This window comes from Parabacteroides sp. PFB2-10, assembly GCF_029893085.1.
Lineage (GTDB): Bacteria > Bacteroidota > Bacteroidia > Bacteroidales > Tannerellaceae > QVMG01.
On sequence record NZ_JARXWI010000007.1, the window covers coordinates 196,876 to 218,804 of the forward strand.

Consider the following 21,929-nt stretch of genomic DNA (forward strand, 5'->3'; position numbering starts at 1 on the left):
TTAATAATTATTCTGCTTTAACAACTTCTGCCGGATTGGCCTTGGCTGCTTTTAGTGTTTGGAAAAGTATGGTTATACCTATCAATAGTATTGTGATAAAGAATACAGATAAAAATAGCCCGGCAGACAGCGATGCCTTGTAGGGATATTGCTGTAACCACTGCTGGATAAACAGCCATGCCAGGGGTATGAAAATAATATTGGCCATACAGGCAATCAGTAAATATTCCTTTAAGAACATACGTATGATGGTTGAAGTGGACGCGCCCATCACTTTGCGAATAGCGATCTCTTTCCGGCGTTGCCCTATATTGCTATGGGAAATAGAATAGATACCAAACAATGAAATAAGCGTACACAAGACAGCAAGTAGTGTAAACAGGTTCAAACTGGTATCTTCCGCCTTGTTTAATTCCATGAATATCTCTTCCATTGTCATAACCGGACTTTCAGAGTCTCCCTGCTGAGCATGCTTTTTAAACACCTCTTTTATCTGCTTTATAGCCTCCTGCTCCCTGCCCTCCTCTACCCGGGCGTAATAGGTGTAACCATACCATTTTCCGGAACTGCGCACTATGACTTGTGGAAATATAGGATTACGGAGGCTTGCCGCATGATAATCTTTGACAATCCCCACTATCTCCACCTCTTCCGTTCCAAAAGTTCCATCGGAACGAACACTACCATTAAACACATTCAGTTTCTTTCCGATAGGATTATCAAAGCCTAATGTCCGAACGGCTTCTTCATTAACAACAGCGTTAGCCCCATACATCCTGCCAATCGGGTCTGTATCCTTGACAAAACGTCCCTCTTTCAGCGTGATGCCAAATGCATCTAAAAACTCTTCACCCACAGACAATATCTGGAAATTGGGTGCATAATTCTCCGGTTGCCCTTCCCAAGTGATTTTATTTTCTAAATAGGGGTCATGCCTCATTGAAAATGACCCGCCGTTTGACAGGTGTTTTACAATCGACAACGAGGCAACTTCACGTGTAATGGCTTCCCTGTTTCTTGCCCCCATCTGGAAATAAACAAGATCTTTTTTATTAAATCCCAAATCCTTGACCTGCATAAACGAAATCTGTCTTCCAACGACAAAAACTGAGAAAAGGAAAAACACACAAATGCCTACCTGTAAGGTCAAGCTTGTTTTCCGAAGATTAGCTTTGTAGAATCTTTGCCGGTCTCCACTTAACACAAACCTTGTTTTGGATATAAAACGGGAAAGAAAAGGGAGGCACACAGCGACGATAATAACCCAACTATAAAGAGATATCCACAGAAGCGTAGTGAATGAGCTTTTGCGGTCCAAAGGGATCTCCAATATTTTTTCGAAAAGAGGTGAAGTAAGTTCCAAAAGACAAGCAGCCAGGAATACACCCAATAACACCTGTATAGATATTTCTATAAACAGTTGCATCAACAACGCCTTTTTATCCGCCCCCACAGCCGAACGTGTTTTCACCTCTTTTGTGCGTTGATAGGTTCGGTTGAATAAAAGGTTGATAAAATTAAAGAAGACACTTAGAAGCAATAATAAACCGGTGATAAGGAATGTCTGTATGTAATGCATATTAAAAGAGATGTCGCTCCCAAATGTATGGCGGATATCCTTCATGGCAACTAATTGAATGCGGATAGCCTCATTATAACCCTTGTCAATCATATAGTTGGCTATCTTTCGTTCGAAAGCTTTGACATCAGTCTTTTCATGCAAAAGAAGGAATATGCGTGCATTCAGTAATATCCATTGTTTCTCCTCCGGCATTTTTTCTATAAAACTGCGACCTAACTCATCCAATTCATATATATTATGCTGAAATCGAGAGTTCTCCGGCGCATCTTCAACGACAGAGACAATCGTGAGTACATCCCTATAGGCGTTACGCAACACCTTCCCTACTGCCTCCTCGGGCGTATTAAAATGTTTCCGGGCAAACGACTCCGTAACAACTATCTCATCCACTCCCTGCAAGAGATTCTCTTCCCTTCCACAAATGACTCTCCGGGGGAAAAACAGGAAGTGGCTCTCATCAACAAACTCCTCATTGCAATCTGACAGGGTTTCATCCATATAGCGTATAGTCGAACTATATCTCATATATATCTGCGTGGTTTCTTTTACCTCCGGGAACTCCTGTTTCAATCTCTGGGCAAGAATCAATGGCAACTCCTCCGTCCGCTTCCCGGTCTGCAGATCCAAACCGCCGACCATATAGATTTGTTGGGACTGCGGGTAGAAATTATCATAGGATGTTTCATAACTCCACCAATACCAGCCGTATGTAAAACTAACAATTCCTATCGCCAACCCGACAATACTTACGATCGACTGCGTTTTATACCGGATCATCTCACGGTAGCTGGTTTTAATATAGTGTAGTAGCATATTTTGTATCTTAATTATTATTCTGTTTTAATAGCCTCTGCCGGATTGGTCTCTGCCGCTTTGCGTATCTGCCAGACAAGGGTTAGGAGGGCGATGCCACCGGTTATTAATAATGCCACGGCAAAGAGCCACCAGGAGATGACTGTTTTGTGGGCAAAGCCTTCGAGGTATTTGTGGATCACAAACCAGGAAACAGGTGCGGCAACGACAAAAGAGATCAACAACAAATAGAGATATTTCTTTAACAGCGAATGCATGATAACCGAAGTGGTTGCCCCATTCACCTTGCGGATAGCAATCTCTTTATAGCGCTGTTGCACATCAAACAAAGACAAGCCAAACAACCCCATCACCGAGATAAAGATAGCGATCAGGGCAAAAACAGTAAAGATAATGGCGGTCTTTTTATCCTCTTCGTAAAGTATCTTTATCTCATCTTCCACAAACGAATAGGAGAAGTCGCCACCGATCACCTCCTCATGCAGTTGCTGCATAAAATGGATTGCCTCAGCTCTTTTTCCCGGAGCAATGGATGCTGTCAGCTTATAATAGGGAGAAGCATTGCCATAGGTAAACAACACAGGGGGTGTTGCCTGCGAGAGGTGCCCTACCTTAAAGTCTTTGACTACCCCAACTACCTGATAGGGCGGATTGGTGTCCATACCCGGTTCATTCGAACTCATCCATATACGACTTTCCGGTTGCAGATAGGCTTCAGAGATATCTGTAATTCCATATAGTTTTTTCGCCGTTTCATTGATAATTACCCGGTATTGCAGGGAACGATCCTTTGTCGTATCCCATAACCTTCCCTCTAAGAGCTTTATATCATAGATAGAAAAGAAATTCTCATCACAATCAATAGAAGCGACAGCTTCAAACTCTCCCCCCTCCTTTTTAAATAAAATTCCTGCTCCCATTTCGTGTGGACTCCCGTTGTATGTCCAGGAGGTAAACAGGGGTGATTCATTCATCTTTTGTTCCAAAAAGGCAACCTGTTCCCGCTGCTTATTTCTCTTGGCAGTAGCTTCTTCATATGTATCACTCATCGAATAGTTCTCGCGTAAAAACTGCACCTTTATAATATCCTCCGTGTGATAGCCCAAGTCTGCATGCAGCATAAAATGAAGCTGCTTGGCAAAGAACATCGACAGAACGATCAAAACAATAGATATGATATATTGAATCGTAAGGAATATACTCCGGGAACGTATGGCCGGCGCAGAGGTATGTACATTCTTTAAAGATATAATGGGTGGGGAATACTTGTACTTCAACAATGGATAAGAAGAGGTAATCAAAGGAAGCAACAACAACAAAGAAAGCGATAACAGGCAGTCAAAAGAAAGGTTATTCACCTGCTGCAGTCCCAATTGAGTTCGCACCAGCCCACCGCTCAATTCAACAAACAGCCAACCCAAAAACAATGCCACCCCAACAAGGAAGATATTCTCTGCATAAAGCTGTGTCGTGTAATAACGAAATCCCGCTCCGAAGACCTTCTTCATACCAAACTCCCGGTTGCGCTTCAACAACAATACCGTATAGATATTTATATAGTTAAGCATCCCTACGACCAGTATCAAAAACACAATGATAAAGAGTATATGAATACTGCGCATATTTCCATGTTCAAAAAGATAGTAACCCTCGCTTAATGGAGAAAAATAAATACCTTTCATCGGAACAAACTGATAGCGAATAAACCTGTCCCAATCATATCTGCTTTGAAAGAAATCATATTTTTCATTGATCGCTTTTATATCTGCCCCCGGATGAAGCAGCGTCAGTAGCATAGGCACACGCGACCAAGAATTGTCCAATTCACTCGAGACAAGCAGATCGAACTGAAAGCTGCTTTGCGTGGGTATCTCTCCCAATATCCCGGCGATTGTCGCCTGCTTACCGGTCGACAATTGTATGGTTTTCCCGATCGGATCCTCTTTGCCGAATAGCTTACGAGCATAAATAGGGGTAATCACTGCCGCATCGGGTTGCCGGAAGATAGACATGGCATCTCCCCCCTTTATCGGGTAGTCGAGTAATTGAAAGAAAACCGAATCCACAACAAACATATCCACATCGTACGCCCGGTTGTCACAAGTGATCCGGTCGTTCTTGTAGGGATAGATATAGGTAAATTTCTCTACCGCCGGGTCTTTCATTATATTCTGATCTCCCGCCTGTTCCAGGCCACGTTCACCGGTATTGAACCTTGTCCGCAAATCAGTCTGATACTGCGTAGTTGTAAAGTAAAGCCGGTCGAGTTTACTTATAAAATGATCGGTTGTCAACTCACTATAAGCATAACGTCCTATAATAATCACACACGCCAGGCTCAAAGCCAATCCCAAAATATTTATCAACGCATAGAGGCGAAAACGGGTCAATGCACGAAGTGCCAGTAGTATTATTTTCATATTATTCTAAATTATTCTGTTTTAATAGCCTCCGCCGGATTGGTTTCTGCCGCTTTGCGTATCTGCCAGACAAGAGTGAGTAGGGATACGCTGCAGGTGATTAATAGTGCCACCGCAAAAATCCACCAGGAAACGGGCGCTTTATGGGCGAAGTCTTTCAGATAGTTTTGTATGATCAGCCAGGAAACAGGCAAAGCAACAACAAACGAAACAGCCAATAAAACAATATATCGCTTCAACAACATCCGGATAATCTCCCGTGTGGTTGCCCCATTCACCTTACGGATGGCGATACTCTTCCGCTGTTGTTGCACATCGAAAAGCGACATACTAAACAAGCCCAAGGAAGAGATAATAATAGCAATCAGCGTGAAGAGTGAATAGATAAGGGCTATCTTTTTATCTTCTTTGTAAACCGCCGCCACCTCATCTTCCAGGAAGCTATAGGTAAACTCTCCACCAACCGTCTCCGCATGCAATTGTTGCATAAAGGCAATCACCTCTTTCCGGCGTTCGGGGGCAAAAGAGGCCACAACCGGTTCATAAAGCCCTCCTCCTCCCGAATAATAGATAGCCACAGGATGTTGTGTCTCCGAAAGATGGGAGGTATATATATCTTTTATTACCCCTACAATCTTATAAGCCGGGTTGGTCTTCATCTCTTCCTCACGTCCCGCGATCAACCATATCCGTTGATAAGGCTGAAGTCCCTGGGTTTGCCAGTCGGTAATGCCGAATTGCTTCAGGGCCGATTCGCCAACAATCAGGTTGTAGCCATAAAAACTATCCTCTTGATCATCAAACAACCGCCCTTCCAGCAATTCTACCTCAAAGAGTTTCAACCAGCGTTCATCGGCATCAAATAGTGCCATCGGTTTTAGTTCTCCTCCCTCGAGGCGAAAGTCAAAACCCCTATTATTCTGCCTATTCGGAGTTCCTGCATTCGTCCAGTTCAGAATCAAGGGGGAAGCATCCAGTTTCTGTCGTATCTCGTCGTATAAACGCTTCTCTTCTTCCCAGGCATCATCTCCCTGGCTTGCGTAGGAGGTCATCTCGCGCAGGAAAGGCACCTTAATCACATCCTGTACCCGGTAGCCCGGGTCTGCCTGCAACATAAAATACAACTGGCAGACAAAAAACAGGGAAAGGATGATCATTCCATACGTAGCCACATATTGAATCATCAAAAAAATACGCCGGGAAAAGTGCGCCCCGCCTCCGACTGTCACATCTTTGAGCGAAGAGACCGGCGCCGAATAATTATAACGCAAGAATGGGAAAATAGTGGTTACCAGCGGCAACCCGAAAAGAATACTCAAAGACAACATCAAATCGAACGAGCGATAAGGTAATTGGTCGAAACCCAACACGTTTTTGACGAAAGGATTCAATACCTCTGCCACCCCCAGCGCAATAAGAAGGGCAAAGAGGATCATCGCAAAATTCTCTATAAACAATTGAAAAAAGACCCAGAACCCTTCGGCTCCAAACACCTTTTTCATGCCGAACTCACGCCCGCGGCGCATCACCACCACGGTGTATATATTGATAAAATTGACTACTCCTATCAATAGTATAAGAAAACCGACCATCGATAAAGTAACCACATTCGTGCGCTTGCCATGCAAAAACGGAACATAATCAACGATCGATTGCTCGAAATAGAGATCTTTATAGGGGAATAACTGGAGCTTTATACTATACTTCCAAGACTCCATAAACATAAAGTCATATTGTGCATTTATATCTTTGTAATCCACCCCCGGATAAAGCAACAACAGGCTTTGCCCTGCCCGACTCCAATGAGAACTTATATCCGAAGAGATCAACATATCAAACCGGATCGTGCTCTTCATCACCGATTTTCCGATCACCCCGGCAACTGTCACATGCTTACCCAACGAACTATATTCCAGACTTTTACCAATCGGATTCTCTTTGCCAAACATCTTTTGAGCAAACTCTTCGGTGATAAACGCATCCTCGGGACGAGAGATATTAGCCTGCCCCATAATGACCGGATAATCCAGTATTTGCAGAAAGTTGGTGTCGACAACAACGGTGAGGCTGTTTAAGGCTTTATCACTGCTCTTCACCTCCATATCAGTAAAGGTATAAAACAGCGTATGGCGTTCCACGCCGGGATGTTCCGACATATCCCTAAAGTTCTTCTCCCTGTTACGGTTCTCAATACCATGAAAACGAGACTTACCGGGGTTATTACTATCCTCCTGATGGGTGATATAAATCCGATCCAGCTTCTGATTAAACCGGTCTACCGTCAGTTCGCCATAGATATAACGACTGATAACAACCACACAGATCAAACAAAGGGATAATCCCAATATGTTAACAATGGAATAGAGCCGGGTACGGGTCAGGGAACGGAGCGCCAGTAGTATTATTTTCATTCTGTCAACTATTTTTTTCTTTGTTTTATATAGGCAATCTGTGTAAACATATTCAAATTACGTGCCATACCCGCAAGTGTTTGAATAACAACAAGAAACAAAAATAAGCGATTTTTTTAGTTGTGCAACACCGCACGATAAGTGTGCGACTACGCACAAAATAGCGATTCGGGGGTATCATTTGGCCTTTAGCAAACCTTTAAGTTGGAAAGAAGTGGAAGGCTCTCGCTTCGTTATGTAACGATTAGGCCATCCAATAAAATGTAAACTAATGTTAATTTACCCATTTCCAGCGAAACCCCCAATTTACGATTTGTAATTTCGGAAGGACTTTGCGCGCAAAAAGGCGGGACTTTGGAGACAAACTCCCGGGAGAAACACTTTTTAACGTATGGATTTGTAAGCAAAACAGCCATTTTACTTACAATCCATATTTTAACATTTAAGAAGCTACTCGCTATTCTTCGGGCGATCTGGCGAATTGAAAAAATGAAAGAGTTGCCCTCAGCGTGATCGTCCCGTTGTCATTCGCTCAATGATACAAAATAGGATAATGGACAAAATCAAAAAGAAAAACACAAAAACTTTTTTGTTTGTCCGGATAAAATCCCTACCTTTGCCCCGCTAAAATTTTATTTAATAATCTAATTAACAACAGTGTTTATGAACAATTACGAAACTGTTTTCATTTTAACTCCCGTTTTATCTGACGCTCAGATGAAGGAAGCAGTAGAAAAGTTCACAAACTTCCTCAAAAAAGAAGAGGCAGAAATTGTGAATGAAGAGAACTGGGGATTGCGCAAGCTGGCGTATCCTATCGCCAAGAAAACGACTGGTTTTTATCAGTTGGTTGAGTTTAAAGCGAAGCCTGAAACCATTGCGAAACTGGAAATTCAATTCCGTCGTGACGAACGGGTAATCCGTTTCCTGACTTTCCGTCAGGATAAATACGCAGCTGAATACGCAGCGAAGAGAAGAAATTTGAAAGCATCTAAAGAAACAGTAAAAGAAAATTAATCATGGCAGCTCCATCAGAAATCAGATATTTGACACCCCCTTCCGTGGATGTAAAAAAGAAAAAATATTGCCGTTTCAAGAAAAGTGGCATCAAGTATATCGATTACAAAGATCCTGAATTCCTGAAGAAATTCCTGAACGAGCAGGGCAAGATCCTTCCTCGTCGTATCACCGGAACTTCTTTGAAATTCCAACGTCGCGTAGCACAGGCTGTGAAAAGAGCACGCCACCTGGCACTGCTGCCTTATGTAACCGATTTAATGAAATAATTTTAAAAGAGAGGAGACAGAATATGCAAGTTATTTTGAAAGAAGATGTAGCAAACTTAGGCTACAAAGACGATATCGTAACAGTAAAGAGCGGTTACGGACGTAACTTTCTAATCCCCCAGGGCAAAGCGGTGATCGCTTCCGAATCGGCAAAAAAAGTATTGGCAGAGAATCTCCGTCAACGCGCTCATAAGCTGGCGAAGATCAAAGAAGACGCTGAAGCATTGGCTGCGAAATTAGAAGGTGTATCACTGACTATCGGAACAAAAACAAGCTCTACGGGTACTATCTTTGGTTCTGTAAGCAACATTCAGATCGCTGAAGCATTGGAAAAGCTTGGCTTTGAAATCGATCGCAAGAGCATCTCCGTGAAAGACGCGGTGAAAGAGGTAGGAAGTTATTCGGCAAAAGTGAAGCTTCACAAAGAGGTAGCCGTAGAAATTCCTTTTGAAGTAGTTTCTGAATAAATTACGACAAACGATACAAAACACAAAGAGCGACCCGGGAAGGGATCGCTCTTTTTTTGTATTGTATTTCTGCTCTTGAGGGAGCATAAGCAAGCGCTTTCCCCATCGCAGCTTAAATCAATGACTTACAAAATTTGAGCTCTTTTCTGCAAAAACAAGAAATCTTGTTTTTCAGTCTATGACGATTAATATTTCACCTACAAAAAAACGGGAAGTAAACGCCACCTGCCCGTAGATTCATGAAAAAGAGTTACATTTGCCACTGGTTGTAAACAGGAAGTAATCGTGGCAGTCAAAGAACTTTTGTGTGTACATATGCTGATTGTATTGTTTTTGTTCTTCCCAGCACAGAGAAGCGCCGGGCAGGATAAAGTCTTTACTGTCGTGATCGATCCGGGCCATGGCGGGAAGGATCCGGGAGCCGTGGGGGCTACTGCCAAAGAGAAAGATATCAATCTGGCTGTCTCTTTGAAACTGGGGAAATTGATTGGAGACTCGTATGGGGATGTAAAAGTAGTTTACACACGTGACCGGGATCGTTTTATCGACCTGAACGAACGCGCCAATATCGCCAATAAATATAAAGCCGACCTATTTATCTCGATTCATACCAATGCGGTGGCCAAAGGAAGTGTCCGGGGTACGGAAACCTATACGCTGGGATTGGCTCGGACAGAAGAAAACCTTCGCGTGGCGATGATGGAGAACTCTGCCATATTGTTGGAAGACGACTATATGCAAAAGTATGAAGGCTTCGACCCGAAATCCTCGGAATCTTACATCATCTTTGAGTTTATGCAGAATAAGCACATGGAGCAGAGTATCTCTTTTGCTTCTGAGATTCAAAAGGGCTTTGTGGCATGCAAGCGGGTTGACCGGGGTGTTCGCCAAGCCGGCTTTTTGGTATTGCGGAAAACCAGTATGCCGAGCGTACTGATTGAATTAGGCTATATATCCACCCCTGCCGAAGAGCAATATATGAAATCGGCACAGGGACAGAATCAGTTGGCTAAGGCTATTTATGATGCTTTTGTGAAATACAAACGCGAATACGACCGTAAGCAGGGGGGATTGCCTGCGGATGCGGCTACGTCCCGGAAAGAAATTACGGAAACCCCTTCAACCGCTCATGCCGGTCAGGTGGTATATAAAGTACAAATTGTTGCCTCCAACAAGAAACTGGCTTCGAATGCCAAGGAGCTGAAGGGATATAAGAACGTGGATTTTTACGTTGAGAATGGAATGTATAAATATACGTATGGTGAATCAACCAGTATGGAGGAGATACGCACGATTCGCCGAAACCTGATAAAAGATTTTAAAGATGCCTTCATCATCTCTTTCAAGGATGGCAAGAAGGTGAAATAACGGAAATAAGAAGTAAATAATAATTCGAAAAAAAGAAATAGAGAAGATGAAACACGCATTTACAAAAGAAGCGAAGATCGGATTGGTGACACTGGTCAGCCTTATACTATTATATATAGGTATAAACTATCTGAAAGGGATCAATCTCTTTAAACCGGTCAACCACTATTTTGTCACATTTAATAATGTAAAGGATCTGACGATATCGAGCCCGGTCTATGTGGAAGGCTTTAAGGTCGGATTGGTACGCTCTATCAGGTATGACTACTCGACGGTAGACAAGATTATTGTAGAAGTAAGCCTTGACAAAGAAATGAAGGTCAACAAAGACAGTTATATCACCATTTCCAAAAGTTTGCTGGGTGGCGCAGACCTTTGCCTGCATCTGAACAAATACACATCTGAATTTATGAAATCCGGTTCCTTTATTGAAGGACGTCTGGAGGGGGATATGATGTCGTCGTTGCAGGAAGAGGTGCTGCCGGGTGTGGTGGATCTGCTTCCTAAGATCGATTCGATCCTGGCCGGCCTGCAGGCAATTGTAAACCATCCTGCCTTGTCCCAATCGCTGACCCAGATCGAACGTACGACAAACAACCTGGAGTTGTCAACGAAGCAGCTGAATAACTTATTGAATAAAGATGTTCCACTTATTGTCGGCAACCTGAAAACGATTTCGGATAATTTTGTCTCTGTAAGCGAAGAGTTTAATGAGCTTGACTACCGGGGACTGTTTGCCGATATCAATCAGACATTGGCTAACCTGAAGGTGACGACCGAGAAATTAAACTCGCCGGAGAACAGCTTAGGGCTGCTACTGAACGATACAAAATTATACGACAATCTAAACCAGACATCGGCTAACGCCGCTATTTTATTACAAGACCTGAAAGAGAACCCCAAAAGGTACGTACACTTCTCCCTTTTCTAACTTTGTCGGGGGAAATTTGTTGTCCGACCATAGACTGTAGCCTTTCAATATAAAAGCATACAGAAGGTTTATTTAGAATGGTTCTAATTAACAGAATTTCTATTGTTTTTTTTCTCATTAGGCTTAACTGCCTATGATAAAGCGAAGTAAGAAAATATCCGACTAAAAGAGGAAGTTTTTCAGTAAGAGAAGAACCTCCGAGTCGGCTGATTTACGGTGAAAGGTTTTTCCCGGTTTACTTTAAATTGTTGTCTGTCAGACTATTCCTTGTAACTGCCTGAAATTAAACAGAATATTAATATGCAAAATTAACAAGCATTTTGTTGTCTTTTTTTTTCCGAAATAATTGCTCAACTTTGCTCAGCTAAAAAACAAAAATAGAAAGTTAGGGAAACTACAAAGAAATGCAGAATAATCACAACATATTATGGAGTAAATGCCTTGACATCATAAAGGACATCGTTCCTGAATCTGCTTACGCCACTTGGTTTGTTCCAATTGTCCCCCTGTCGTACGACGATAATAAATTTACGGTACAGGTACCGAGTTCGTTTTTTTATGAATTCCTGGAAGCGAAATATGTAGACGTCTTGCGCGTTACGATACATCGCGTGATGGGACCGGATACGCTTTTGTGCTACCGGGTAAAGGTGGTAGATAAAACACCCGGGGGAACGGTTGATTATCCGGCAGCTAACGGGACGGCATTGCCTTCTGCAAAAACATCCAAAGAGTTGACCAAGGCGCCAAATCCTTTTGCGCAGTCGGCACCTCAGGACCTGGATCCACAGCTTAATCCCAAATATTCTTTTGATAATTTTTACGAAGGAGTCAGCAACCGCTTGGCGCGTACCGCGGCAGAAGAGGTGGCGAAGAATCCGGGTAAGACAACCTATAATCCCTTGTTTTTGTATGGCCCCTCGGGTGTAGGCAAAACGCATCTATGCCATGCAATAGGCGGGCGTATCCGCGAATTATGTCCCGAGAAAAAGGTGTTGTATGTCTCTTCTCATCTTTTCCGTATCCAATATACGGATGCTATTCGCAAGAATACGACCAATGATTTCCTGAATTTCTATCAAAACATAGATGTGTTGTTGCTCGATGATATTCAGGAGCTGATCGGCATGGAGAAGACCCAGAATACCTTCTTCCATATATTCAATCACTTGCATCAACTGGGCAAGCAATTAGTGCTTACTTCCGATAAGGCTCCGGCTGATTTACAAGGGATTGAAGAGCGTTTGATTACCCGTATGAAATGGGGGTTGACTGCCGAGATGAAGCGTCCTGATGTGGAACTTCGCAAGAAAATATTATTGCATAAAATCCGTCAGGAAAGTATTCATATGCCGGATGAGGTGTTTCATTTTATTGCCGAGAATGTAAGCGATAATGTGCGCGATCTGGAGGGTGTGCTTGTTTCGTTGATGGCTCACGCGGTGATCAACAACCGGGAGATCGATATGTCGCTGGCACGACGGGTTATCAGCCAGAATGTGAAACTGGAGAAAAAACAGTTGTCCATACAGCAGATACAAGAAGTGGTTTGTGATTATTTCAATCTGGAGATATCGCTTATTCAAACCAATTCACGCAAACGGGAAATCGTTCAAGCGCGTCAGATCGCCATGTACCTGGCAAAGAAATATACCGACTGTTCTTTCTCGCACATTGGAAAGATTGTGGGAAAAAAGGATCACGCGACCGTGTTGCATGCTTGCAAAACAATCAAAGATCAGATTGAAATAAATAAATCGTTCCGCTCTTCGGTCGAAGAGATAGAGTCGTTGCTAAAAAAATAATTTACTTTTGCAAAACGAATAAAAAAAGAGCGCCCGCGAGGCGCTCTTTTTTTATTCGTTTTGCAAACCTTCCTGTTTTGTGTGATTTTCTTTTTGGAAAACTTTTTATTTTCATAAAAAACGTAAACATCTGAATATCAATGTTGGTTTTGTTTGTTTTGGAAAACTTTTCAACAATGAGGGTTTTTACAAGAGAATAATTTGTGTAAGTGTCGAACAATTACTAACCTTGCATTGTTAAACAATCTGCATACGCTTATTACATAAAAAATACAACCGTGGTTCAAACAACTTTTACTTTTGACGAAGCCTTTAAAGCTTCAATTGACTATTTCACCGGCGACGAACTGGCCGCTAAAGTGTGGGTAAACAAATATGCGCTGAAAGATGCATTTGGTAATATCTATGAGAAATCACCGGAAGACATGCATCGCCGCTTGGCATCAGAAATTGCCCGTGTAGAAAAGAAGTATCCTAATCCGTTAACCGAGCAGGAGCTTTTTGATCTTTTTGATCGTTTTCGTTATATCGTACCGCAGGGAAGCCCTATGACCGGTATTGGTAACGATTACCAGATTGCCTCTCTATCCAACTGTTTTGTGATCGGGATCGATGGCCAGGCCGACTCGTACGGCGCAATCATCCGCATCGACGAGGAACAGGTGCAATTGATGAAACGCCGGGGCGGAGTAGGTCATGACCTCTCTCATATCCGCCCGAAAGGTTCACCCGTAAAGAATTCGGCCTTGACCTCTACCGGATTGGTTCCGTTTATGGAACGCTATTCGAACTCGACTCGCGAGGTGGCTCAGGACGGACGCCGGGGCGCTTTGATGCTGAGTGTATCGATCAAACATCCCGATTCGGAGTCGTTTATCGACGCGAAAATGACAGAGGGAAAAGTGACCGGTGCCAATGTATCAGTGAAGATCGACGACGACTTCATGAATGCTGTCGTAAACGGAACGAGCTACAAGCAACAATATCCTATCGATTCGGAGAACCCCACGACCGTAAAAGAGGTAGATGCCTCGGAACTCTGGGGGAAGATCATTCACAATGCCTGGAAATCAGCCGAGCCGGGCGTTCTTTTCTGGGATACTATCCTGAAAGAGTCGGTGCCTGATTCGTATGCCGATCTGGGTTTCCGCACCGTATCGACCAACCCTTGCGGAGAGATTCCTCTTTGTCCGTATGACAGCTGCCGCCTGTTGGCTATCAATCTCTATTCGTATGTGGTGAATCCATTCACTCCCGAGGCCTATTTCGATTACGATCTGTTCAAAAAACATGTGGAATTGGCACAACGGATCATGGATGATATCATCGATCTGGAATCGGAGAAGATTGAAAAAATTCTGGAAAAGATTGATTCCGACCCGGAATATCAGGAAGTGAAGCAAACAGAACGCCATTTGTGGGAGAAGATACAGAAGAAAACGCTGCAAGGCCGCCGTACAGGTGTCGGCATCACGGCTGAAGGTGATATGATCGCTGCTCTGGGGCTGCGTTATGGCACAGAAGAGGCGACCGAATGTGCCGAAGAGGTACAGAAAGTGCTTGCCTTGGCGGCTTATCGTTCTTCCGTAACAATGGCAAAAGAACGCGGAGCGTTTGAAATATTTGATGCGAAACGCGAAAAGAAGAATCCGTTTATCCAGCGTTTGCGTGCGGAAGATCCGACCATGTATGACGATATGGTGAAGTATGGTCGCCGGAATATTGCCTGTCTGACCATCGCGCCTACCGGCACCACCAGCCTGATGACGCAGACCACCTCGGGTATCGAACCGGTGTTCCTGCCTGTTTACAAGCGTCGCCGCAAGGTGAATCCGAATGATGCGTCTGTTCGTGTTGATTTCGTCGATGAGACGGGCGACTCCTGGGAAGAATATATCGTATTCCATCATAAGTTTGTGACCTGGATGCAGGCAAATGGTTATCCGGTAACCAAGAAATACAGCCAGGAAGAGATCGATGAATTGATCGAAAAATCACCTTATAATAAAGCGACCTCCAACGATGTCGACTGGTTGCAGAAGGTGCGCATGCAGGGTCGTATACAGAAATGGGTGGATCACTCCATCAGTGTGACGATCAACCTGCCGGAAGATGCAACGGAAGAGCTGGTGAATATGCTGTATATCGAGGCTTGGAAGTGCGGATGTAAGGGCTGTACGGTTTACCGTGACGGTTCACGTTCGGGCGTATTGGTATCGGCCAGCGACAAGAAAAAGGATGATTGCGACTGCATGGAACCGCCGGTGATTGTAGCTACCCGCCCGCGCATTCTGGAGGCCGATGTGGTGAAATTCCAAAACAACCGCGAGAAATGGATTGCCTTCGTGGGCTTATTGAACGGTCGTCCGTATGAAATCTTTACCGGTTTGGCCGATGATGACGAAGGTATCATGCTACCCAAAAACGTGAATAAGGGATATATCATCAAGAGCTACGACGATGATGGCGACAAACACTATGACTTCCAGTTCCGCAATAAGCGTGGTTATAAGATGACCATCGAAGGATTGGACGGCAAGTTTGACCCGGAATACTGGAACTACGCGAAACTGATCTCCGGAGTATTGCGCTATGGCATGCCGATCGATCAGGTAATCAAATTGGTTCAGGGCATGGAACTCAACAGCGAATCCATCAATACCTGGAAGAATGGGGTGGAACGTGCATTGAAAAAATACCTGCCCAATGGAGCAGAAGTGAAAGGACAGAAATGCCCGAACTGCGGATATGAAACATTGATCTACCAGGAAGGCTGTCTGATCTGCACCAATTGCGGCGCTTCCAAGTGCGGATAACGCCTCCTTTCGGATAGAAGAAACGAGAGAGTGAAAACGTTTGCGGTATTCAACGGATGAATACTTACGTTTTCACTCTCTTTCTTTTGCGTATATTTGTACTTTCGATGTCACACACTAAAACACAGTGCCATGAAGATTACCTTTCAGATAAATTTCCACACGGTCTGGGGGCAGAAGATATGTATAGTCGGTTCCATTCCCCAATTGGGCACCTGGCAATCTGCCTTAGCCAAAGAGATGTATTATGTCGGCGACGGTAATTGGCGCTTGCAGCTCGATGTTCCTTCAGATGTAAAAACCATAGAATACCGCTATTGCCTTTGCGTCAACGACAAACAGATATTTGAAGAATGGGAGAAGAACCACCGGGTAGAACTGGATGCCTCCTCCAAAGAATATACCTTGTTTGATTATTGGCAAACAAAGCCTCTTGACCTGGCCTTTTATACCTCTGCTTTTACCCAAAGCCTTTTTGCACATCCCTGCAACACCTACGAACGGATTGTGCGGAGCGGAAAGCAGCTTACCATAAAGGTATCTGCCCCAAAGGTAGAGAAACACCAAAGCGTTGCTATTGTAGGGAATCAATCTTTCTTGGGCGACTGGGATCCGCATAAGGCTATGCGGCTTAGTTGTGACACCTTTCCGGAGTGGGAGATCCATCTGGATGCAACACAGATCACCTACCCGCTGGAATATAAATTTATCCTTTGGGACAATGACATACAACAACCGGCATACTGGGAGACAGGTGAGAACCGTTCTCTGGATCTGCCTGCGCAGAAAAAGGGCGAGACCTTTGTTGTTTCCGGTATTCACTTCCGCGACGATCTGCCACTCTGGCGCTGTGCCGGAACGGTAATTCCCGTTTTCTCGCTTCGTTCCGAAGACAGTTTCGGAGTAGGCGACCTGGGTGATCTACACAAATTAGTCGATTGGGTAAAATTAACCCATCAGCGTTTTATCCAGGTTCTGCCGATGAACGATACAACCACGACGCATACCTGGCGCGATTCCTATCCTTATAGCGCCATCTCTGTTTTTGCCTTGCATCCGATGTATATCTGTTTGCCTTGGGTTGGGAAGTTGAAAGACCCGGCCAGGGTAGCCTATTACGAAGCGATCCGGAAGGAATTAAACGAAAGTGCGACCGTCGACTACGAACAGGTCAACCAATATAAAATCGCCTGGTGCCGGGAATATGTCGAACAGGAGGGCAATGCCTTGTTTGATGAGCCGGCTTTCCACCGCTTCCTGGCCGAGAACGAAAGCTGGTTGGTTCCTTATGCTGCCTATAGCTACCTGCGTGATCAGTATAAAACCTCTGATTTCAACGACTGGGGCAATGATGCTGTTTACAACAAGAAGCGAATCAGCCGTCTTTGTTCACCCGAAAGCGAGGCGTGGCCGGAAATATCTTTTTCTTATTTCCTCCAATACCTGTTGCATATCCAGTTTAAATCGGTATCGGATTACGCGCATAAGAACGGCGTAGTCCTGAAGGGTGACCTACCTATCGGGGTGAGTCGCACCAGCATCGAGGCATGGACCGATCCGCAATACTTCAATATGGATGGCCAGGCCGGCGCTCCGCCCGACGACTTCTCTACGATCGGGCAGAACTGGGGCTTTCCGACCTACAACTGGGAGGTGATGGAACGCGATAACTACGCCTGGTGGAAGAAGCGCTTTCAGAAGCTGGGCGACTATTTCGATTGCTTCCGCATTGATCATATCCTGGGTTTCTTCCGCATCTGGGAGATTCCTTTGGATCATATTCAAGGCCTATGTGGCCATTTCAGTCCGGCTTTGCCCCTGACCAAAGAGGATATCGAGCATTATGGCCTCTGGTTTGACGAGCAACGCTACACCACTCCTTACATCCACCGCAAACATCTGGAACTCCTGTTCGACGACTGGGCGGATGAAGTAGAAAGCACCTACCTGGCTCAGGTGGATGCCGATTATCTGACGCTGAAGCCTTTTTGTGATACGCAGCGTAAGATCAAAGAACTGTTTCGTGACAAGTTCGACGTGGCCTCTATGCGTATCCGGGAAGGATTGTATACCATCGCGACGGAAGTGCTCTTCCTGCGTGATCCCCGGGAGACGCATAAATTCCATCCGCGCATATCGGCTTCGAGCTCCTTTGCCTACCAGGAATTGAGCGGATCCGACCGGTACGCCTTCTATCAACTCTACTGGGACTTCTTCTATCACCGCCACAATGGCTTTTGGAAGGTGCATGCGATGAACCGCTTGGCGCCACTTGTCTCTTCAACCGATATGCTGGTGTGCGGCGAAGACCTGGGTATGATCCCCCAGTCGGTGCCGGAAGTGATGAACCGCCTGCAGATATTCAGCCTGGAGATCGAGCGAATGCCCAAAACTCCTCACCGCGAATTTGCCGATCTGCAGAGCCTTCCTTACCATTCCGTATGCACCACCTCTACGCACGACATGACGCCGATCCGCAACTGGTGGAAAGAGGACCGTGGAAAGATACAGCGTTACTTCAATCAGGTATTGACACGTGGCGGAAATGCCCCGGAAGAATGTTCCTCCGAGTTGGCGACCCAGATCGTATCCAACCACCTGGCCACTCCTTCCATGCTGACCATTATCCCGATTCAGGATTGGTTTGCCATGGACGACACGGTGAAGAGCCCCGATATCCAGTCGGAACGGATCAATGTGCCGGCCGATCCGCATAACTATTGGCGCTACCGCATGCATCTCACCCTGGAGCAGCTGATGGAAGCCGATTCATTCAACGAAAAGATCATCTCCCTGATTGCCGGATCGGGTAGACGATAAAAAAGCCTATTCCTTATGACGACACAGATACGACTTGACAATATGAAGTTCTACGCCTTCCACGGCGTGATGGAACAGGAACGCAAGGTGGGCAACCATTTCAGGGTTGATTTGACAATCACAGCGCCTCTCGAAGAGGCAACCCGGACAGATATTTTGGAAGATACGATCAATTATGCGGAGGTGTTTGCAGTGGTGAAGCGTGAAATGACCATCCCCTCCCGCCTGTTGGAACATGTTGGCGGGCGGATCCTCGCCTCCCTGAAAGCCTCTTTCCCGCAGATCACCGCTTTAGAGGTTAAAGTATCCAAGATGTCGCCCCCCTTTGGCGGCGATGTAGAGAGTGCTGCCGTTATTCTTCGGGAGACCTATACGGAGTAAAGCACCCGGTATAATACAGAAAGTTCTCGTCTTCCGTCTGTTGTGATTCCAACGCAAGCGAAGGGAAAAGCCTTTCTAAGCGATAAGAGATAGAGTCGGTGACCGAATAAAACAATGAATCGGTGACCGACTCTTTCGGTATCGGCAGGTAGACACATCTCTTTCTTTCACTGACAAAGAGATCGACTGTCACCCATTCCCGGGGCATTTGCCAGATAAGCGAGTCGTTTTCAACGATCCTCAGGTCGATCTTCTCCGGCGCCAGGAGGATATTCACCGGTACATTTTCGTCGATACTCCGCTCTCCCAGAATGGAGGGGTTGGGCACGGCCAGGTTTCCGGCCACCTCTTCTAATAACCGTCGGCTATGACTGGCCACCAGAATTCCTTCCTGCACAAAATAACCAAAATAGCCATTCCCCTTATCCGGATAATAGGTGTAGGTGATATCGCCTTTCCGCTGCTTCAACAGATAGGCGCCATACTGCGGGTGCAGGATTGTTTTTTCTATCTCCCGTTTGTTTTTCCGGTCTGTTTTGGCATATAAAACAAGACCGTCCGCATGGAAAGAGAGTAGACAGGGCTGCGCTTTTGCGGCAAGCGAGAGGTAGATCTCCGGAATCGACGCGATGAAAACCTGTAGCGGATCCGAATGCCAGGGAGTACGCAGGCGGTTTATCGCCACAATCTGCTCCGGTGCTTCGGCGACCAATGTATACAGATCGGTCGCTTCCATCTTCTTATTCCATTGGATCGAGTCATAGATATACCAGAATGACCAGACAGCCACACAGGCGATCACCAGTGATAACACAATCTCTTTCCAATAACGTTTCATTGCTGCCCGAGAAAGTGGTTACACCAGGGTTGTAAACCGCAATTCTCGCATTTCGGTTTGCGAGCCAGGCAGACATACCGGCCATGCAATATAAGCCAGTGGTGGGCGATGGTCAGTAGTTCGGAGGGGATATTCTTGACTAATTCTTTTTCTGTTTCCAGCGGCGTTTTGCTGTTTTTTGTCAGACCAATCCGGTTGGCCACCCGAAACACATGCGTATCGACCGGCATAGCCGGGATATCATAAACCACAGCCGCAATCACATTCGCCGTCTTACGGCCTACGCCTGGCAATTTCTGCAATTCATCCACATCGGAAGGCACCACGCCGCCAAAATCTTCCAACAGCATTTTCGCCATCCCGACTAAGTGTTTCGCTTTGTTGTTGGGGTAAGATACGCTGCGGATATATTCATATACAGCCTCGGGTGTTGCCACCGCCATGACCTCCGGAGTGGGATAGGCTTCAAACAGGGCGGGGGTAATCATATTGACCCGCTTGTCGGTGCATTGTGCCGACAGGATCACGGCAACAAGCAGTTGAAACGGGTCGTCATAATGCAATTCGGTCTCGGCAACAGGCATATTCCTGTTGAACCAGTCGATAACGCCTTTATAACGTTCCGATTTGCGCATAATGAATTTGTTTTAGTGAGCCGATTCGAACTGTTTCAGGAAACGGATGTCGTTTTCCGAGAACATGCGCAGGTCTTTCACCTGGTATTTCAGATTGGTCATGCGTTCGATACCCATGCCTAAGGCATATCCGGAATAGACTTTGCTATCGATGCCGCAGTTATCCAACACATTGGGATCCACCATGCCGCAACCGAGAATTTCTACCCAGCCTGTGTGTTTACAGAACGGGCAACCCTTTCCGCCACAGATATTACAAGAGATATCCATTTCGGCAGAAGGCTCGGTGAATGGGAAATAGGAAGGACGCAGGCGTATCTGTGTGTCGTTTCCGAACATCTCACGGGCAAAATAGAGCAGTGCTTGTTTGAGGTCGGCAAACGATACGTCTTTATCAATATAGAGGGCTTCCACCTGGTGGAAGAAGCAATGTGCGCGGTACGAAATAGCCTCGTTGCGGTAAACGCGTCCCGGACAGATAATGCGGATAGGCGGTTGCCCTTGCTCCATCACGCGGGTCTGCACCGATGAGGTGTGCGTGCGCAGCAACACATCCGGATGATGCCCGATAAAGAAGGTGTCCTGCATATCACGTGCCGGATGATCTTCGGCAAAGTTGAGCGAAGTAAACACATGCCAGTCGTCTTCAATCTCCGGTCCTTCGGCAATCGTAAAGCCTAAGGTGGCGAAAATATCGCATACCTCCTTTTTTACAATCGAAAGGGGATGGCGCGAGCCGGCCTCGATCGGATAAGCTGTGCGTGTCAGGTCGATGTCATCATGCGAAGTCTGGTTGTTGGAAAAGCCCTCTTTCAATTCGTTTAAACGATTTTGCAGAGCCTCTTTCAGCGCATTCAATTGTTGGCCTACCTCCCGTTTCTGTTCCGCCGGAACGGTTCTGAATTCATCCATCAACGAGGAAATCGCCCCTTTTTTGCTTGCATATTTAATGCGCAATACTTCCAATTCCTCAGCGGTTGTCGCTTTAATATTCTCTACCTCCTGGCGGAGCGCATTGATTTTATCGAGCATGATTAAGTCTGTTTCTATTTAACGTGCAAAGTTAGCCCTTTCTTTTCAGAGTACAATCGATAGCTCTGTTTTTTTCCTCATAATCCTGTCCCCTTGCGGGAGCTTAGCCAATTAATAGCTCGGCAAGGGTTGCAGGGGAAATATCATCAAATATTGTAATAATTGAAGGGAGAAAGGAGAAGGGATCAGATAATGTAATGTGTGAAGATTATAGGAATCACTATCCAAAGCTCCCCTTCTTAGAAAAGAAGGGGGTGGACCATCGCTTGCGATGGTGGGGTAGTTTGATGTATTTAAAATCACACATTTGTTCTGTTTTGTGTA

At 45.3% G+C, this 21,929-nt stretch carries 16 protein-coding genes; 9 read left to right on the plus strand and 7 right to left on the minus strand.

The window, feature by feature from the left end; translation table 11 throughout:
- Positions 1–7: 7 nt before the first annotated feature.
- Genes M2137_RS08475 through M2137_RS08485 form a run of 3 tightly spaced genes read right to left on the minus strand, consistent with a single transcriptional unit; the run spans position 8 to position 7,226 of the window.
- On the minus strand, positions 8–2,395 hold the full coding sequence (locus tag M2137_RS08475) for an ABC transporter permease (protein ID WP_280766013.1): 2,388 nt from the start codon (positions 2,393–2,395) through the stop codon (positions 8–10).
- A gap of 17 nt (positions 2,396–2,412) precedes the next feature.
- Positions 2,413–4,815 (minus strand): ABC transporter permease, encoded by a 2,403-nt coding sequence (locus M2137_RS08480; protein WP_280766014.1) that lies wholly within the window; start codon positions 4,813–4,815, stop codon positions 2,413–2,415.
- Positions 4,816–4,826: 11 nt separating this feature from the next.
- Positions 4,827–7,226, minus strand: a complete 2,400-nt coding sequence (locus M2137_RS08485) for an FtsX-like permease family protein (protein ID WP_280766015.1) — start codon at positions 7,224–7,226, stop codon at positions 4,827–4,829.
- A 663-nt stretch (positions 7,227–7,889) separates the two neighbouring features.
- On the opposite strand from M2137_RS08485, the gene rpsF reads away from it, so the two are divergent.
- The 9 genes from rpsF to folB all read left to right on the plus strand — a co-directional run bounded on the left by rpsF (position 7,890) and on the right by folB (position 19,100).
- Positions 7,890–8,243: a 30S ribosomal protein S6 gene (rpsF, locus tag M2137_RS08490; RefSeq protein WP_280766016.1), complete on the plus strand. Its 354-nt coding sequence runs from the start codon at positions 7,890–7,892 to the stop codon at positions 8,241–8,243.
- On the plus strand, positions 8,243–8,512 hold the full coding sequence (rpsR, locus tag M2137_RS08495; protein WP_280751074.1) for a 30S ribosomal protein S18: 270 nt from the start codon (positions 8,243–8,245) through the stop codon (positions 8,510–8,512). The genes rpsF and rpsR overlap by 1 nt, the downstream gene beginning before the upstream one ends.
- A 23-nt stretch (positions 8,513–8,535) precedes the next feature.
- Complete coding sequence (gene rplI, locus M2137_RS08500) at positions 8,536–8,979, plus strand: 50S ribosomal protein L9 (RefSeq protein WP_280766017.1); 444 nt, start codon at positions 8,536–8,538, stop codon at positions 8,977–8,979.
- A gap of 315 nt (positions 8,980–9,294) precedes the next feature.
- Positions 9,295–10,347, plus strand: coding sequence for an N-acetylmuramoyl-L-alanine amidase (locus tag M2137_RS08505; protein WP_280766031.1), 1,053 nt, complete (start codon positions 9,295–9,297; stop codon positions 10,345–10,347).
- A gap of 46 nt (positions 10,348–10,393) precedes the next feature.
- Positions 10,394–11,278 (plus strand): MlaD family protein, encoded by an 885-nt coding sequence (locus M2137_RS08510; protein ID WP_280766018.1) that lies wholly within the window; start codon positions 10,394–10,396, stop codon positions 11,276–11,278.
- Between the two features lie 404 nt (positions 11,279–11,682).
- Positions 11,683–13,083, plus strand: coding sequence for a chromosomal replication initiator protein DnaA (gene dnaA, locus M2137_RS08515; RefSeq protein ID WP_280766019.1), 1,401 nt, complete (start codon positions 11,683–11,685; stop codon positions 13,081–13,083).
- Between the two features lie 278 nt (positions 13,084–13,361).
- On the plus strand, positions 13,362–15,899 hold the full coding sequence (locus M2137_RS08520; RefSeq protein WP_280766020.1) for an adenosylcobalamin-dependent ribonucleoside-diphosphate reductase: 2,538 nt from the start codon (positions 13,362–13,364) through the stop codon (positions 15,897–15,899).
- Positions 15,900–16,031: 132 nt separating this feature from the next.
- Positions 16,032–18,719 (plus strand): 4-alpha-glucanotransferase, encoded by a 2,688-nt coding sequence (locus tag M2137_RS08525; RefSeq protein ID WP_280766021.1) that lies wholly within the window; start codon positions 16,032–16,034, stop codon positions 18,717–18,719.
- Between the two features lie 15 nt (positions 18,720–18,734).
- On the plus strand, positions 18,735–19,100 hold the full coding sequence (gene folB, locus M2137_RS08530; RefSeq protein WP_280766022.1) for a dihydroneopterin aldolase: 366 nt from the start codon (positions 18,735–18,737) through the stop codon (positions 19,098–19,100).
- Here the strand turns inward: folB and M2137_RS08535 are convergent.
- The 4 genes from M2137_RS08535 to M2137_RS08550 form a co-directional block, all read right to left on the minus strand.
- Positions 19,072–19,938 (minus strand): hypothetical protein, encoded by an 867-nt coding sequence (locus M2137_RS08535; RefSeq protein WP_280766023.1) that lies wholly within the window; start codon positions 19,936–19,938, stop codon positions 19,072–19,074. The two genes, folB and M2137_RS08535, sit on opposite strands and share 29 nt — an antisense overlap.
- A complete protein-coding gene (gene nth / locus M2137_RS08540) occupies positions 19,935–20,573 on the minus strand; it encodes an endonuclease III (protein ID WP_280766024.1) in 639 nt (212 codons plus the stop codon). Before nth ends, M2137_RS08535 begins: the two co-directional genes overlap by 4 nt.
- Before the next feature lie 12 nt (positions 20,574–20,585).
- Complete coding sequence (pheS, locus tag M2137_RS08545; RefSeq protein ID WP_280766025.1) at positions 20,586–21,605, minus strand: phenylalanine--tRNA ligase subunit alpha; 1,020 nt, start codon at positions 21,603–21,605, stop codon at positions 20,586–20,588.
- 111 nt (positions 21,606–21,716) lie between these two features.
- A partial coding sequence (locus tag M2137_RS08550) for a hypothetical protein (RefSeq protein ID WP_280766026.1) occupies positions 21,717–21,929 on the minus strand: 213 nt, incomplete at its 5' end.